Source organism: Paenibacillus sp. J31R109, assembly GCF_059692055.1.
This window is the reverse complement of the sequence record NZ_JCAUAR010000002.1, coordinates 20338-36189: the sequence shown is the minus strand read 5'-3', so window position 1 is coordinate 36189 and position 15852 is coordinate 20338. Positions and strand designations below refer to the sequence as shown.

General features: G+C 45.3%; 12 protein-coding genes. 10 read left to right on the top strand and 2 right to left on the bottom strand.

Annotated features, from left to right (window positions below):
• Positions 1-7: 7 nt before the first annotated feature.
• The 6 genes from AC58QT_RS05735 (at position 8) to AC58QT_RS05710 (ending at position 8177) form a co-directional block, all read left to right on the top strand.
• Positions 8-1783, top strand: coding sequence for a cache domain-containing sensor histidine kinase (locus AC58QT_RS05735; protein ID WP_497408124.1), 1776 nt, complete (start codon positions 8-10; stop codon positions 1781-1783).
• Positions 1776-3392, top strand: a complete 1617-nt coding sequence (locus AC58QT_RS05730; protein ID WP_497408123.1) for a response regulator — start codon at positions 1776-1778, stop codon at positions 3390-3392. The genes AC58QT_RS05735 and AC58QT_RS05730 overlap by 8 nt, the downstream gene beginning before the upstream one ends.
• 340 nt (positions 3393-3732) lie before the next feature.
• Positions 3733-6675 (top strand): CBM96 family carbohydrate-binding protein, encoded by a 2943-nt coding sequence (locus AC58QT_RS05725; protein ID WP_497408122.1) that lies wholly within the window; start codon positions 3733-3735, stop codon positions 6673-6675.
• Entirely contained in the window at positions 6662-7012 is a 351-nt protein-coding gene (locus AC58QT_RS05720) for a zinc ribbon domain-containing protein (protein ID WP_310224186.1), read from the top strand. The genes AC58QT_RS05725 and AC58QT_RS05720 overlap by 14 nt, the downstream gene beginning before the upstream one ends.
• 155 nt (positions 7013-7167) lie before the next feature.
• On the top strand, positions 7168-7629 hold the full coding sequence (locus AC58QT_RS05715) for an SRPBCC family protein (protein WP_497408121.1): 462 nt from the start codon (positions 7168-7170) through the stop codon (positions 7627-7629).
• 2 nt (positions 7630-7631) lie between these two features.
• Complete coding sequence (locus AC58QT_RS05710) at positions 7632-8177, top strand: GNAT family N-acetyltransferase (protein ID WP_497408120.1); 546 nt, start codon at positions 7632-7634, stop codon at positions 8175-8177.
• 527 nt (positions 8178-8704) lie between these two features.
• Here AC58QT_RS05710 and AC58QT_RS05705 read toward each other — a convergent pair.
• Complete coding sequence (locus AC58QT_RS05705; RefSeq protein WP_497408119.1) at positions 8705-9667, bottom strand: helix-turn-helix domain-containing protein; 963 nt, start codon at positions 9665-9667, stop codon at positions 8705-8707.
• A gap of 146 nt (positions 9668-9813) precedes the next feature.
• Here AC58QT_RS05705 and kdgD point away from each other — a divergent pair, with 146 nt between their 5' ends.
• The 4 genes from kdgD (at position 9814) to AC58QT_RS05685 (ending at position 14451) form a co-directional block, all read left to right on the top strand.
• Complete coding sequence (gene kdgD, locus AC58QT_RS05700) at positions 9814-10740, top strand: 5-dehydro-4-deoxyglucarate dehydratase (protein WP_497408118.1); 927 nt, start codon at positions 9814-9816, stop codon at positions 10738-10740.
• 12 nt (positions 10741-10752) lie between these two features.
• On the top strand, positions 10753-11754 hold the full coding sequence (locus AC58QT_RS05695; protein WP_497408117.1) for a mannonate dehydratase: 1002 nt from the start codon (positions 10753-10755) through the stop codon (positions 11752-11754).
• Position 11755: 1 nt separating this feature from the next.
• The gene (gene gucD, locus AC58QT_RS05690; protein WP_497408116.1) at positions 11756-13213 is read left to right on the top strand and encodes an alpha-ketoglutaric semialdehyde dehydrogenase GucD; all 1458 of its coding nucleotides are present in this window, start codon (positions 11756-11758) and stop codon (positions 13211-13213) included.
• Positions 13214-13638: 425 nt separating this feature from the next.
• Complete coding sequence (locus AC58QT_RS05685; protein WP_497408115.1) at positions 13639-14451, top strand: metallophosphoesterase; 813 nt, start codon at positions 13639-13641, stop codon at positions 14449-14451.
• Between the two features lie 74 nt (positions 14452-14525).
• Here AC58QT_RS05685 and AC58QT_RS05680 read toward each other — a convergent pair whose 3' ends face one another.
• Positions 14526-15848 (bottom strand): UDP-glucose dehydrogenase family protein, encoded by a 1323-nt coding sequence (locus AC58QT_RS05680; protein ID WP_497408114.1) that lies wholly within the window; start codon positions 15846-15848, stop codon positions 14526-14528.
• Positions 15849-15852: the final 4 nt, after the last annotated feature.

Genomic DNA, 15852 nt, shown 5'->3' with positions numbered 1-15852 from the left:
GCAAGGGATGAAAGATTTGCCTATTGCCATTAAGTTAATTGTGATGAGTGCTATTTTCATAGCGGTACCGTTAGGCATTGCCAGTTATTTAACCTTTACAAGCTATTCAGCCTCAATTCAGAAGAATACAGGGAAATATCAGATGGACGTAGTGAAGGAGCTCACTGCCAACATTGATACGTATTTGAATGAGCTCAATCTACTGACGTTATTGCCTTATCAATCTCCTCAGATTATGAAGTATTTGGAAGTAAGCGAGAAGGCCAATGAGAATCTCTCATTTAATGACCGTGTTACGATTGAGGATTTCGCGAAGCGTGTTTTTGCCAATGGACGTGTGGATATTTCGGGCTTGACGTTATATCGCACCAGAGGCGGTAATGTGTATACGGCCATAACGGAAGAACAGGCCAATTATACGATGCGTGACGTGAAGAAGGAAGTCTGGTACGACAAGGTTTCCCAAACGGGCAAAGTCGTATATCTAGGAACATTTAACAAGAATGGATTAGGAACGACAAGTCAGGTATATTCTTTTGCAAGGAAAATTCGGAGTGTGGATACAGGGGCTGTACTGGCCTATCTTGTTCTCGATGTGGATAAAAATGTGATTCGCAATAAAATTGAAGCGATCTCGAATGATAAGAAAAATATCATGATCGTGGATAATGAAGGTTCCATGATTTATAAAAGCACCCTGACTGGCCCAGATGCGGAGCAAATCAAGCAGTTCAAAGGGATGGGGACTGTTGTCTATAAGCAAAACAACGACTCCGAGTTGGTATCCTACTATACGTCACCTTTAACGGGTTGGACCATGATCGAGATGGTTCCTTTGGCTATATTGCTTCAGGACACGGTGTATGTGCGGAATTATATTATTCTAATCGGTGCGGTGTGCTTGCTGATGGCGATTATTATTTTCACGTTATTTGCCCTTCGGATCACCAATCCGATTAGTGAGTTACGTAATCTGATGAAAAAAGTTGTAGTAGGCGATCTTGCTGTTTCCATTCCTATTCATAGCCGTGATGAAATTGGCCAGTTAAGTCAATCTTTTAACATCATGGTATCGAAGCTCAGTGATCTGGGATATCGGTTGTACGAGTCGGAGATTCGGGAGAAAAATGCACAAATTTCGGCGCTTCAGAGTCAAATCAATCCTCATTTTTTATACAATACGCTTGGTTCGATTAGTATGTATGCGGAAATTCAAGGCAATAAAGAAGTTGTGAAAATGACCAATCATCTAAGTAAGCTGCTTCGTTATAGTATCAATAGTCATCAGAGCCAAGTCCCCCTACATTTGGAACTAGAGCATGTGACGGGGTATATGGCGATTCAACAAATTCGTTTTGAGGATAAAATAAAGTTCAACGTATGCATAGAGCCTGAGTTGCTGAGCTATTCGGTGATTCGATTTATTTTACAGCCGATTGTCGAGAACAGTATTGTTCATGGGATTGATAAAGGCAACGGCTACGGAACGATCAGCTTATTTGGGAAAAAGCAGGATCATCAGATGTTGGTTCAAATTCAAGATGATGGCGCAGGGATGAGTGCCCAGCAATTACAGAATCTGAAGGATCGGAAGTTCCAGATGACGACAACCGAAGAAGGAACAGGCGGTACAGGGTTAATGAATGTACATCGTAGAATCGCCTTACGGTACGGGAATCAGTATGGTGTGACCATCGAGAGTAGTCTCCAGCAAGGTACGACGATTTCATTAACTTTACCGCTCATCGAAGGTGATCACGAAGGGAGGATGAAAGATGCCTAGTATCTTAATCGTGGACGACGAAACCATATTTCGCAAAGGGATACGGTTGATGATTGGGGATATGCAAAGTGAATGGCATGTGATTGATGAAGCGAGGGATGGTGCTGAGGCATTAGAGAAACTCGAGGAATTGCAGCCTGATTTAATTATTACAGATATTAAGATGCCAAGGATTGATGGTATTCAACTTCAATATATTGTGAAAGAGCGCTATCCACATATTTCCTGTGTCGTGATGAGCGGTTATAACGATTTTCAATATGCGCGTGAATCCTTGCGATTAGGTGCGAAGGATTACTTAATGAAACCTTTTGGGCGGGAGGAGCTGTATGCTTTGCTTGCAAAGCTGCAGGAAGAGTGGCTCTCCGAGAAAAAACCTAATAAAACGCATGGCATGGATCAGCAGGTTCAGAATCAGATGCGGCAGCATGTGCTTGCGGGGCTTCTCACAGGGAATGTACATCACGAAGAGACGGAGTTGCTTGAGAATGTTGGGATACATTTTCCGCATTCGTATATTAGTTGTTTAATCGCCAAATTGGATCGGGATTCAGTAACAGATGAACGTTATTATCAGTTGAATCCATCACTTTTTTCTATCTATATTCAGCAGTTTATTCAAGAGAGTCTTAATGAGAGTTTCAATGGGTATGTATTCATTCACCACGACACGGAAGTTGTCGCATTGATTAATCATGCAGGTACGGCTACCATCAATGCGGATATGGAGAAGCTAACGAATCGAATTCGAAAAGATATTCGGGTGCAGTCTAATTTTACACTGACATTCGGGTTAGGCAGTCCTGCAAAAGATTTGGAAGCCATTTCCAAGTCTTATAAAGAGGCTGGATTAGCGTTGTTGTACCGTTTGGTTATTGGTGGAGATCGCTTGCTGTCCAATGAAATTGTTGCGGAGATGACGATGGAAAAGCACGATTGGCACGCCGCCGATTGGCATTCCTTAAATCAATTCGTCCAAGAAGGGGACTTAGCGAATGTTCAGCAGCAAGCCAGTCTTTACGTGACGAAGCTTTGCCAAGAGTGGAAAGATCCTGAAATGATTCACCAACAAATTTGTAAAATGCTGCTGCATTTCTACGAGTTGGCCGTGAATTTGGCCGTTGTGAAGATGTGGTTGCAAAACACGGATGTAAAGCAGGTTTTGGTGGACATTTACTCTTATTCATCCAGTAAAGAATTGATTGAGCGCTGCCAGAAACTGCTGGGTGATCTCACCGTATGCATTGGGAATCGCAAGAAAAAGATGGTGACCAGCCCAGTCGAAATCGTGGTGCGTTACGTTGAGGAGCATTATGCGGAATCCATCACATTGAATACGATGGCTGAAATCGTGTATCTCAGCCCGTCTTATTTAAGCAGCTTGTTTAAAAGTAAACAAGGAAAGTCATTCATTGACTTTTTGACGGAGAAACGGATTGAGAAGGCGAAATCGCTGCTGCTCTATTCCGATGAAAAGATTCAAGCAATCTCGGATTCTACCGGGTTTACGAATATTAGACATTTTAATCGGGTGTTCAAAACGATTACGAATCGGACTCCCTCTGAGTTTCGGGAGGGGAAAAGCGTGGAACCGTTCAAGGTGAATTAGACTTGAGCGGTTTTTTGTATTGGGGATGGGACATACCCAATTGAGCGGGAGCTCGTTCTCCCTCGCTTTTCCCCTCGCACACGCGCAAACCAATCGCCTCCCCCAAAAAATAGCAATCGCCTCCCCCAAAAAATAGCAATAGCGTGCAACAATTAAGCAATAACCGCCTATAACAGCGCTTACAAACGTGCTACGCTTGATGTAGACGAAGCTCATTACCTGTCTTGACGCTAATCCGTGTAAAGGAGGGAATTCGAATAGTTACCTAATTGAACTAGATACTCGATGAACGCTACTTTACTGCTTTTAAAGAAACGGTCCCTATAGGAGGAAATCAAGCATGCGTATATCAAAGGCAAGCAAGCTGCTCTTCCATTCAACACTAGCCTCTTTACTAGTCTCAGCAACACTCGGAATCACACCCGCATTAGCTGCAGTCGATCCGACTTTACCTAACTGGACAACAGCGGGGTATAAAGGTGGTCAGGCACTGCCGACAGGCGGCACTGTAATTGATTTAACGACAAAAGGGATTACAGCCAACGATAGCATCGACGACTCAAACGCTTTGCAGCAAGTGATTAATGATATTCGCAGTGGCACGTTGACAGTGAATGGCAGTGTTGTAAGCGATACCAATCGAGCGATTCTGAAGTTTCCTGCTGGTCAAATTGACCTCAACAAGCAAATTCGTGTAGATGCGAGCTTCATTACGCTTCGTGGTGCAGGGAATAATCCGACAACGGGTACGAAGATCGTGTTCAAGCCAACTGCGACGTACTCGGAAGATCCGGCTAATCCAGGGGCTCCACTCATCGATGGCAAAATGTGGCCTGGATATGCAGCCTTCCGCGTGGAGGATCGCGCCAAAGACTCAGGAGACACAACCTACGAGGGAAGTGTTAACTTTCACTGGTTAACGGGACAACGAGTTGCCTCAGCAGGCGGTGGCACCAAAGGCAGCACATTGGTGAAAGTTGCCTCAGGCAAAGGATCTCAATTCGCAGCTGGAGACACGATTTATGTTGGGGCGGCCAATACGGTTGCTTTTTATGATGGGATGCAGGCACCGCAAGCTTATCGCTACAACGGCCATATGCGTACGCAAATGTTCAAGGTTGTCAGTGTCAGCGGCGATAATTTGACGATAGATAAGCCGCTTGAGTTTGATGTCCCTTTTAGCAACAGTGGGCAGCTTCCGGCAGACCCTGGCGGTTCCAATTCGACGTATTATAGTAAAGTCATGAAGGTTACCGCTGTGAAGGGCGTGGGATTTGAGGATTTTTATTTTACACAAGATATTTCGTATACGCCTTACAATGGTCTCATTAATGCTAATGACTACGATGCGGTTACCAATCCAGGCGGAGTGGGACTCAAATATAAAAATGAAGCGCTGGAGTACGCGGTTCATGGTATTTTGTTCAAATTTGCACAGGACGGCTGGGTCAAAGGGATTCGAACCTACATGACGGGCTCTCATCCGATCGTGACGGAATTTGCGAAGAATATGGAGATTACGAATAACATTATTTTTGGAGCATGGAACAAAGGAAAAGGCGGTCATGGTTACGTTCGTGGTTCCAAATTGTACGATTCCAAAATCACGAATAATACAATTGATCGTGTTCGACATCTAACCTTGCAATGGTCGGCGACCGGCAATGTGATTCAAGGGAACGCACTGAGTGCTGACATGAACCTACACGGAGGTTGGGAGCGTCACAATTTAATTGAGCAAAACACGATCAGCATCCCATTCGAGCATAGCTCTTGGGGAGAGGGTGAAGGCGGCCAGGATATGCTAGAGGGCACGTGGTATCCGATATGGTACGGCGCTGGCCCACATGCTTCCAAATGGTCTGGCGGTACGGGAGAGCAGAACGTATTCTTTAACAATACGATGTCTAAGCAGACGACGAAAGACGGTGCTTATGTTCCTTTTGCCCCATACAATAATGCGAACACAATCTATCAAATCGGATGGGATGGCACGCAGTGGACGCATTTACAGAAGCCCACAGGGACTTTTATTTCTACATGGGGGCAAAATGAGACCGTCGATTTCTCCCAAGCGCCAAATAAGGGCGTATATGCTTGCTTGAGCTTTACGGGAAGCTCCTTGTTAGGGAGTGGAACGGCAACAAACTCGTGTACCGGAGGTACTGACACGCAAGCACCAACCGTGCCAGCAGGGCTGACGGCAACAGTAGCCTCAAGCAGTCAGATTAACTTGAGCTGGACGGCATCCACGGACAATGTCGGCGTAACGGGATACGATGTGTACCGTGGTGGCACGTTTTTGAAGACGGTAACGGGCACATCGACGACGGATACAGGCTTAACGGCAAGCACGGCTTACAGCTACTATGTCCTTGCGAAGGACGCAGCAGGCAATGCTTCTGCGGCAAGTAATACAGCGAGCGCAACGACGCTTGCAGCTACTGACACGCAAGCACCAACCGTGCCAGCAGGGCTGACGGCAATGGCAGCGTCAAGCACGCAGATTAATTTGAACTGGGCGGCATCCACGGACAATGTCGGCGTAACGGGATACGATGTGTACCGTGGTGGTACGTTTTTGAAGACGGTATCGGGCACATCGACAACGGATACAGGCTTGATGGCAAGCACGGCGTACAGCTACTATGTGCGAGCGAAAGATGCAGCAGGCAATGCTTCTGCGGCAAGTAATACGGCGAGCGCAACGACGCTGAGCGGCAGCACTGCGGCAACTTTGAATCCCACGGATGATGCGTATGTACACGAAAGCAATCCGACCACCAACTATGGCAACGATACAACGATGTTCCTCAAGACATCGTCAGGAGCAAATCGGTATGTGTATGTGAAGTTTGATTTGAGCAGTATTTCCAGCGCTTCGAGCGCGAAACTTCGCATTTACGGCAGCGCATCAGCGAATACGACGGTAACGGCTTATCAAACAACGGATAGCTGGACGGAAGCTGCATTGACGTGGAACAATAAGTCTGCGATTGGCAGTGCAGCTGGCAGCATCGCTATGAATGCGACCAATGCTTATTATGAAATTGACATCACATCCTATGTGCAAGCTCAAGTTGCGGGAGATAAGATTATATCCATCGAACTGCAGGAGAGTGCAGGCAAATACACGACGCTGAACACGAGTGAAAATGGGGCTAATAAGCCATATCCCCGAATGGTCGACTTGATAGTATTACTTTCCGACATTAACGCATATGATTCGTTAGGAAGCGAATTTATGCAGGCCGGGGAGTGGGAGTGGCATGTCATTTTTTGATAAAGTGAAGCAAGGGGCATCTGAAGCAGCGAGGAAAGCGCAACAGACAGTAGAGATTACGAAACATAAAACACATATTTCCTTAAAAGAAAGAGAAATTGATAAGATTTATAAATTAATTGGCGAGTCGGTTTATACGTCGTATCTATCCGGTGATTATTCACAAGTGGAAGCGAATGTTAAGGACTATTGCCAAGGTATTGCTCAAATTAACCAAGAAATCAGTGAGATTGAAGTCAAGATTACCGAGGTTCGGAATGAAAAAGAATGCGTGTGCGGCAAAGTAGTTGTTGCTGACACGAAGTTCTGCTCATCCTGCGGCCATCATTTTGTCTAACTAAATGACACTGGTGTTAGGCAGCAGCTTCCGTAGAGAATGATTCTCTGGAAGCTGTTTTTGCTTTTCTTAGGTTTTGTTGCTTAGGTTTTTAGTTGCATGTCCACCTATGCTATGATGAAGAGAAATAGGCCAGTGAATGGAGGCATTAAAAGATGGAAGAACACATACAAGCGCCGATCGTAAAAGTAGAAATGTTAGTTCGTAGACCCGTACATGAGGTGTTTGAGGCTTTTATTGACCCTGAGATCACATCGAAATTCTGGTTTACCAAAGGAAGCGGAAAATTAGAAACTGGAGCTAACGTTCAATGGGATTGGGCTATGTATGGCGCTACCGCGAAGGTTGAGGTCAAAGATATTGAAGTTAACCAACGAATTCTTCTTGATTGGGGCACCTTGGTCGAGTGGACATTTACCTCGCAAGCTGATGATGCGACCTTTGTGACGATCACGAATACGGGTTTCACAGGCAGTGATGATGAGATCGTCAAGCAAGCTCTGGATGCAACTGAAGGTTTTACGATTGTTTTGTGCGGATTGAAAGCGTATCTAGAGCATGGGCTCCGTTTGAATCTTGTATCGGACAAGGCTCCGTACGCGCATATTCAGATATAGATATGAAAGTCATTCACTCAACCAAACGCATGTCCTTAGTCCAACTTGACTCCGCTTCTTGTGAGTTAGTCGTGGATTACTTTCGTCGGAATCGGGACTTTCTAGAACCATGGGAAATGGTGCGGGAGGCGTCATTTTATACAGCAGATTACCACGCAGAATTGTTGGAGAAAGAGAAGAAATTGCACGAGGACGGACAGCTCTTTAAAGTATGGATGCTGTATGATCATCGAATCATTGGATCCATTGCGCTCAATAATATCGTGCGAGGAGCCTTCCAATCGTGTCATTTGGGCTATCGGATGGATGGCGAGCTGCTCAATCAAGGTCTGATGACGGAAGGACTCCAAGGCGTGATTGCCTATGCGTTCGCAGAGCTGCAGCTTCATCGGATCGAAGCCAATATTATGCCTCGCAATCAAGCTTCGATGAAGGTTGTTCAGAAGTTGGGCTTTTATGAGGAAGGCCTAGCGATCAAATACTTGAAAATTCATGGCGTATGGGAAGATCATATTCATATGGTGCTTCGGAATGCGGCGATGGAGTGAGTAGTTGGCAAAACTCCAGTTAAATTTCACCAATTTGGCCGAATGTGAGCAAATTGCTGAAAATAGCTGGAGTTTTGAGACTGTCGATTAACTGTTTATCCTGAATATCCTATAAACATTTGAAATTTAGAGAAACATCCGGGAACTTTTGCAACTCGAGATAACTTATCGCTTCCATGACATAGAGATGAACCTCGTTTGCAAAATAGCGTTATGAAAACATCTTATTTATTAGTTTAGTAGAGAATACGGGAGAATAACGTTATAGAATAGCGTTATTTCAGTCTAAATGGATAAATTCCACTCCATTTGGTCGAAATAGCGTTATTTCGTAATGCTATATTTTCACAGAACATGTATATGTAGCAAATAACGTTATGCCACACCTTTATTTGAAATCGCATGTGACCGTACCTTTGTAAGGAAAGACAACCTCCTCTGAAACTAACAATTTTTATAAAAATTCACTAAGTTGCATGTTTATTAAGCCTCGATTCATTAATCGACAGTCTCGTTTTTCCAGTTAATCACCCCGGGGGAGTTTTCTGATATCGCGTTGCCACCTGAGCCAAATAAGTATGAATCCAGGCATCAACCGTTTCGGAATTCAAACAATGTTTACGAAACTGACTAGGCGGTGTGCCCATTTCCCTGGTAAACACCTGGGTAAAGTAGTGGATACTTTCAAATCCGGTATCCTCTGCAATTTGTTTCAGGGGGACATCCGTGTAGCCGAGTAGATAGGCAGCGCGTTTGATTCTCTCCGTTTTGACAATAGAGGGGAAGGATTGTCCCAATTCATCAGATATCAGACGTGATAGCTGTCGTTCTGATAGGTGGAGGCTCTGTGCCACGTCACTAAGTGCTATTTTATGAGAAAGATGATCCTGAATGTAGGCTTTGACTTTCTTCAAAGTACCTTGCAGCTCCAAATTAGCTGTGGACGAAGATGTTTCACCAGAGCGGCAATGCTGCAAAAATAAAGAGATACAACTCATGACCAGCGTATAGGCTAAATGCGTAATGGTTTCTTGGTACCGATCGTTCGTCTCTGAAGCTTGGATGAGCAGAGCTTGCCAAATCAGCATCGATGCCGTGCGGTCTGCATGAGGAATAAACAGATGTGGATACGCACAGAGTTGGCTGAAATCCTGCATAAATGCCTCACTCGATTCAGCAGCGACAGGCTCTAGTGCGAAAAATAAGAGCAGCATGCCCTCATCGCTTTGGATCGAATGGCGACTCTCGGGTTTCGAGCAATATAGTGTTCCTGGCCGGAGTGGATAGGTAATCCCATCGTGAAAGTATTGTCCTTCACCTTCGGCGACGTAGCATATTTCGAAAAATGAATGCGTATGTGGACGATTTCCCTTATGCTGCGGTTTAGCTCCCCAGTAATGAACAAAGATGGAGGCGGAGGCACCTTGCAGCTGCACCACATTTTGATTGAGGTACAGGTTGCTACGCGAATAAACGGATGGACTCAGCATGCAGGGGTCTCCTCTCGAGTAGATTGAAAACTATTATAGCATGGTTTTTTTGAAAAAAAGCGGCCTGTTTTTATAAAGACGAAAACGCCTTCATTTTTTATAATTACGTTCATAGACAAGTAGAATTTGCAAAGGGGCTGTGAACAGTGGGGAAAGATGTGAACATTTCACTAGCAGGAATTATGGGATTTCCAGTAACGCCGTATGATCGTAATGAACAGTTGGATGAGAAAGCTTTTCAAGCAAATGTCCGATTTTTGGTGGAAAATGGGTTGGATTCTGTGTTCGTTTGCGCGGGCTCAGGCGAATACCAATCCTTAGATATCAATGAATATGAACAATTAGTTTCTGTAGGCGTAGCGACTGCGTCTGGTAAAGTTCCTGTTTTTGCAGGGGCAGGCGGTAATATTAGAGAAGCGATACCACGTGTTCAGCTTGCAGAAAAACTTGGTGCAGATGGACTTTTACTGCTGCCGCCATATTTGATCATTCCTGAGCAAGAAGGATTGTTTAACTACTATCGGACACTTGCCCAGAGTACTAGCTTACCTGTCATCATATATCAGCGTGATAACGCGATTTTTACGTTAAGTACGTTAGAAAAGCTAATCAGCATACCTAATGTCATCGGATTTAAGGATGGTTTAGGCAATTTTGAGCTGAATATTGAATTCGTACAATCAATCGGCCCAAGGTTACAATGGATGAATGGCATGCCGCTCGCAGAATTAACCATGCCAGCCTACTCGGCACTAGGTTATCTATCCTACTCATCGGCCATTTCCAATTATATTCCGCAGGTATCGAGAACTTTTTATACAAGCTTGCTTGCTGGTGATCAGGCGACGGTTAGATCCATCTATCAGGAAGTCATTTTACCAATTCACCGGATTCGTCAATTGCGTAAAGGCTACGCGGTATCACTAATTAAGGCAGGTATGAACATTGTTGGTTTGCCAGTAGGGTTGGAGGTTCGGACGCCGCTCGTCCAAGTCGAACAAGAGCATTATGAGCGTTTGGAGACGATTATTAAACGAAGTTTAGACCTTGTCGCGATCGCCAATAACGGTTAGGAGGAAAATGTCATGATGAAAGTGTCGATTCAAGTTCCCACTTGTGAACTATCCGATAGTGATTTGAAGCAAATGTGTCAACTTGGGGTTGACTGTATTGATTTTACGCAAGGTGGTTCTTTCCCAGGTGTTCGAGAGTTAGGATATCCTGATTTGGATAAGCTGTTGCAATTAAAACGCAGAGTTCGCGCCCATGGTATGGAAATTAATCGGGTGACGCTGCCTGACATGTCAACGAGCTTTATGCTGGATGAGCCAGGATCTGAGATACAGTTGGACAACGTCAGCAATGCGATTAAAACCTTCGGCGAAGCGGGGATCACGTTAGTTCGGCAGCGTTTTGCAGGTGATGTGTTTCCCTATATGGCGGAGGAGTACACAGCTGTACATCGTGGTGGCGCGTTAGTTCGCGGAGAGTCATTGAAACGTAATCTGGATAAACAACCGCCAACGGTAGAGCAACTGAATGCATGGTGGAAGCGCTTTGATCTTGTCTTCAGCAAGCTGGTTCCTCTTGCAGAGGAATATGATATGAAACTGGCTGTTCATCCTTCAGATACGCCTTATCATAACACACCGTTCGGCGGGCTTGGTTTGAACCGGGTAATTGACAGTTTTCCTAGCAGAAATGTGGGTCTTGTCTATTGTGTTGGCAGCCGTGGAGAAGCGGGAGGAACACCACTTGTGCTGGATGAAATTTATCAATATGGCCGGAAGGATAAAATCTTTCTTGTCCATTTCCGCAATGTGCGGGGAAGCTTAGCGACAGCAGGTGCATTCGAAGAGGCTATGCTAGACGATGGACATATGAATATGGCTAAAATATTGCTGGAGCTTCATAAGGTTGGTTATAACGGTTGTATTAATCCCGATCACATTACGTCGCTTGAGATGGATCGCGCGCCGCATCGAAGTGCTGAATCCAAAATGAACTGGGTCGGTTGGGCGTATGCAATCGGTTATGTGAAGGCGCTATTAGCCGCATTGACGGAGTTTAGAGGCGGGAGAGATTAATATGAGTGAGATTAATACGTATCTGAACTTGATCAATGGCAAGTGGCAACAGGCGAGCAACGGTGAAGTTGAGGCAAGTATCGATCCTGCAAATCGACATGAAATCGTGGGGTATGTGCAGCAATCGTCCCTTGCTGATTTGAACGATGCTGTTGGTGCGGCAAAAGCAGCGAAGCTTAGCTGGCGCAAATTATCTGGCTCTGCTCGTGGAGAGTACTTGTTCAAGGCTGCGGATAGGCTAGAGCGTCGATTAGATGAAATCGCGGAGATGATGACCCGAGAAATGGGGAAAACGTTCCCTGAGGCAAAAGGTGAAACGGCAAGAGGTGTCGCTATTCTGCGCTATTATGCAGGCGAAGGCATGCGAAAGGCCGGTGATGTGATTCCATCAACGGACAGCACAGCATTGATGTTTACAACACGTGTGCCATTAGGCGTTGTTGGGGTTATTACACCGTGGAATTTTCCTGTTGCCATTCCTATTTGGAAAATTGCGCCTGCCTTGATTTTTGGGAACACCATTGTGTTCAAGCCCGCTCAGGAAACAGCTATCACGGCTGCCCTCGTCATGGAATGCTTCCAGGAGGCGGGAATTCCAGCAGGTGTCATCAATATGGTGACAGGTCAAGGGGATGTCATAGGTCAGGGAATCGCCGATCATCCAGACGTACAAGGTATTACCTTTACCGGATCAGATCGTATAGGAAAGCTTGTTGGTCAAAGCGCACTTGCCAAAGGGGCGAAGTACCAATTAGAAATGGGAGGTAAAAATCCTGTTATTGTGCTCAACGACGCAGATCTCGATCTCGCTGTTGAGGCCACTGTTAGCGGAGGCTTACGCTCAACCGGGCAGAAATGCACGGCCACGAGCCGTGTTATCGTGCAAAGCGAAGTGTATGAAGCTTTTAAAAGTAAGCTATTAACACGTATTGGGCAAATCCGCGTAGGTCCAGGGATGGATCCCTCCACGTGGATGGGGCCATGTGCGAGTGAGAAGCAATATCATACCGTGTTATCCTACTTAGCCAAAGGGATCGAAGAAGGTGCTACGTTGCTTTGCGGTGGAAGTAAAGTGCAAGATGAGGCTTTAGATGCAGGCTTTTATATTGAGCCTACCGTTTTTGAAAATGTGACAAGCGCGATGACGATCGCACAGGAAGAAATTTTTGGACCTGTTCTCGCCTTAATGAAGGTGGATACTCGCGAGGAAGCGATTGGCATTGCTAACGATGTGAAGTTCGGTCTTAGTGCTTCAATTTTCACGAGGGATATTTCGAATATACTAACCTTCGTACAGGATATTGAGGCAGGGCTCGTGCGTGTCAATGCTGAAAGTGCCGGAGTTGAGCTGCAAGCACCGTTCGGCGGTGTCAAAATGTCGAGCTCAGGCTCACGTGAGCAAGGCCAGGCGGCTATCGAGTTTTACACAGATGTAAAGACGGTGTTTATTAAATCATAGTCGTGGTTTTTTGGGGTAAGCGAAGCTTACTCCTATTTTTGTTTCCATTAAGCATCTCGATAGGAGCAGAGAACTGCAAAAATACATCATTTTAAGGAGAAAAGACTGTTTATTGAAGAATTGCTGCGAAAATACATCCTTTTTTGCCGATTTTCCATAAAAAGGATACATGGGGAGGAAAAAGATGCATATTCGCATCTTTCCTAATAGACCGCGACTTCTCGAGTGGAAAAAGATGCAAAATCGCTTCTTTTTTTAGATTCTGACTAAGGCTCTCCAATGAAATTTCAGTTCTCTACTCTACATAGGTTATATTTGGGGGAGTAGAGGTGAATCTTGTAAAAGTGGCATCCGTGAAGCAGAAGGTGTATATTGGCATGAATGTTATTTTAAGAGTCGTGAAATTGTCTGTGGGAGGTTAGGAGTTGGAGTTGGTCATCACCAGTATTCTCGTCATACTAGCGCTCGGCGCACTTTTTATTCTATATAGTACCTTCTGGGTTAACTATTTCTATATTCAGCTGGGCCAACCAGATAAGAAGAATTTCACCGTAGTTCAGATATCCGATATGCATGGGCAAACCCACTTCATCAATGGCTCTCTGAGTCAAAAAGTGAATAACGTCAACCCTGATCTCGTGATGATCACAGGGGATTTGGGTTCAACGAAGGTGCAAGTGGAACATGTTTTAGCGGAGATTCGACGAATCAACTGCACGCATTTATTTTTTGTTCCGGGAAATCATGAACGGTATATAGGCAGCGAATTACCATCTAAGCAAAAAGCGGATCAAGCTTATGACGCTTGTATGCGAACCATAGAAGAGTCTCATATCGCTGTGCTAGCCAATCGTGGGGTGCCTTTCCAAATGGGTGAGAAGACGGGGTTGGTTTACGGATTTGACAACTCCCTTTATGATAAAGAACGGATGACACTTAGTGAAGAAGAATTACAACGCTATGATTTTGTCATCATGCTGGCCCATTCCCCGAGTATCATCAAGACAGCACTCGCACATAAGCATCCGTCCTATGATTTGCTGCTCGTTGGGCACACACATGGCGGTCAGGTTAGGCTGCTTGGGCGCACGATAGGGGCGTATAAAGATTTTCATGTTGGACTCAAACAAATAGACGAGCGAAAGCATTTTTATATCAATCGAGGCTTAGGGACTTCGCGGTTACCCATTCGCGTGGGCTGTTCGCCGGAGATTACGGTTTTTAAGATAGGGGTTTAGATCCAGGCAGAACCATGTAACCCATAAACGGCAACCTAAGGCATTATGACTATCTTAGGTTGCCGTTTTCTTATTTACCTAGCTTGTTCTAGATCATGTTCTTCGCTGTGTACGACGGGCCTCCCTACAGGTATGTAAACGACATCTTCTTGCGTCATCAACCGCGCAATCATCGCATCTGACAAGATATTTCGACCGTCCAATAGGATACGCTGGTGCATCAATTGAACCATGAGGACCCAGTTCAATTCAGTGAACTGCGGCCATTCCGTTAGGATGATGACCGCATCAGCACCAGCCGATACTTCAAAAGCAGAATCCACCTGCGTGACCTCTTTCATAGAGAGATGCTGAACGACAGGATCATAAGCTTGCACATCGATGCCATAGAGGTGACAGAGCTGCACCAAAGTGAGAAATGGCGCATCACGCACATCATTCGTATGCGGTTTAAAGGAGATACCGAGTACACCTAAACGCTTGCCGCGAGGATTTCCCCATAGAGCAATTAGTTTATCCATCATTTGCGGAATTCGCTCCTCATTAATTTGAGCTGTTGCTTCAAGTAAGGGGAGTGAGCGACCGATGGCTTTGCCGGAAGTCAGCAGGGACTGTAAGTCTTTAGAGAAGCAAGAACCACCGTAGCCGAGGCCTGCTTGCAAAAAGTGAGGACCGATGCGTCGATCTGCACCAACGCCTTCCATCACTTGGCGAATATCCGCCTCATATCCTTCACATACATCAGAAATCATATTGGCAAATGAAATTTTCATTGCAAGGAAAGCATTGGAAGCGTATTTGATAAGTTCCGCACTGCGTCGATCACAGACTTGAATGGGGGCATCAATTCCTTGGTAAAGTTGACGAAGTTTAGCCTCAGCTTGGCGCGAATGGCAACCGAATACGATACGATCTGGGTGCATAAAGTCCTTAACGGCACTGCCTTGACGTAAAAATTCAGGATTGAAGGCAACTTCAGTCCGAATGCCAGCTGCCTGTAAACTTTGTTCTAGCTTGTCACAAGTACCAACGGGAACTGTACTTTTCATAATGACTAGCGGAGGACAGCTGCCAGCTGCATACAATTGAGCTGCTACTTGTTCAACTTGACTAAGATCAGTCTGACCATCCTCTCGCGTAGGGGTGCCGACAGCAATCATGAGGGCATCAGCTCCTGCTGAGGCTTTTATGAGATCGGTTGCGAACAATAATTTCCCTTCACTGCGGCTTATGACAAGCATGTCAAACAGATTCGATTCCCAGATGCTCAAGTGATTATCTTGTAAATCTTGGACTACATGTTCCCGATCCACAGCTGTTACGATATGTCCTAGTTTAGCTAAGCAAACCGCAGCTACTAACCCCACATAACCGGCCCCAATAATCGTTATACGCATGCCA

Bases quoted from the DNA above. Each gene is read 5' to 3' on its own strand.
- AC58QT_RS05720 (WP_310224186.1), top strand. From the start codon at position 6,662: ATGTCATTTTTTGATAAAGTGAAGCAAGGGGCATCTGAAGCAGCGAGG.
- AC58QT_RS05730 (WP_497408123.1), top strand. From the start codon at position 1,776: ATGCCTAGTATCTTAATCGTGGACGACGAAACCATATTTCGCAAAGGG.
- AC58QT_RS05710 (WP_497408120.1), top strand. From the start codon at position 7,632: ATGAAAGTCATTCACTCAACCAAACGCATGTCCTTAGTCCAACTTGAC.
- AC58QT_RS05715 (WP_497408121.1), top strand. From the start codon at position 7,168: ATGGAAGAACACATACAAGCGCCGATCGTAAAAGTAGAAATGTTAGTT.
- AC58QT_RS05705 (WP_497408119.1), bottom strand. From the start codon at position 9,667: ATGCTGAGTCCATCCGTTTATTCGCGTAGCAACCTGTACCTCAATCAA.
- AC58QT_RS05695 (WP_497408117.1), top strand. From the start codon at position 10,753: ATGATGAAAGTGTCGATTCAAGTTCCCACTTGTGAACTATCCGATAGT.
- AC58QT_RS05735 (WP_497408124.1), top strand. From the start codon at position 8: ATGAAAGATTTGCCTATTGCCATTAAGTTAATTGTGATGAGTGCTATT.
- gucD (WP_497408116.1), top strand. From the start codon at position 11,756: ATGAGTGAGATTAATACGTATCTGAACTTGATCAATGGCAAGTGGCAA.
- AC58QT_RS05680 (WP_497408114.1), bottom strand. From the start codon at position 15,848: ATGCGTATAACGATTATTGGGGCCGGTTATGTGGGGTTAGTAGCTGCG.
- AC58QT_RS05725 (WP_497408122.1), top strand. From the start codon at position 3,733: ATGCGTATATCAAAGGCAAGCAAGCTGCTCTTCCATTCAACACTAGCC.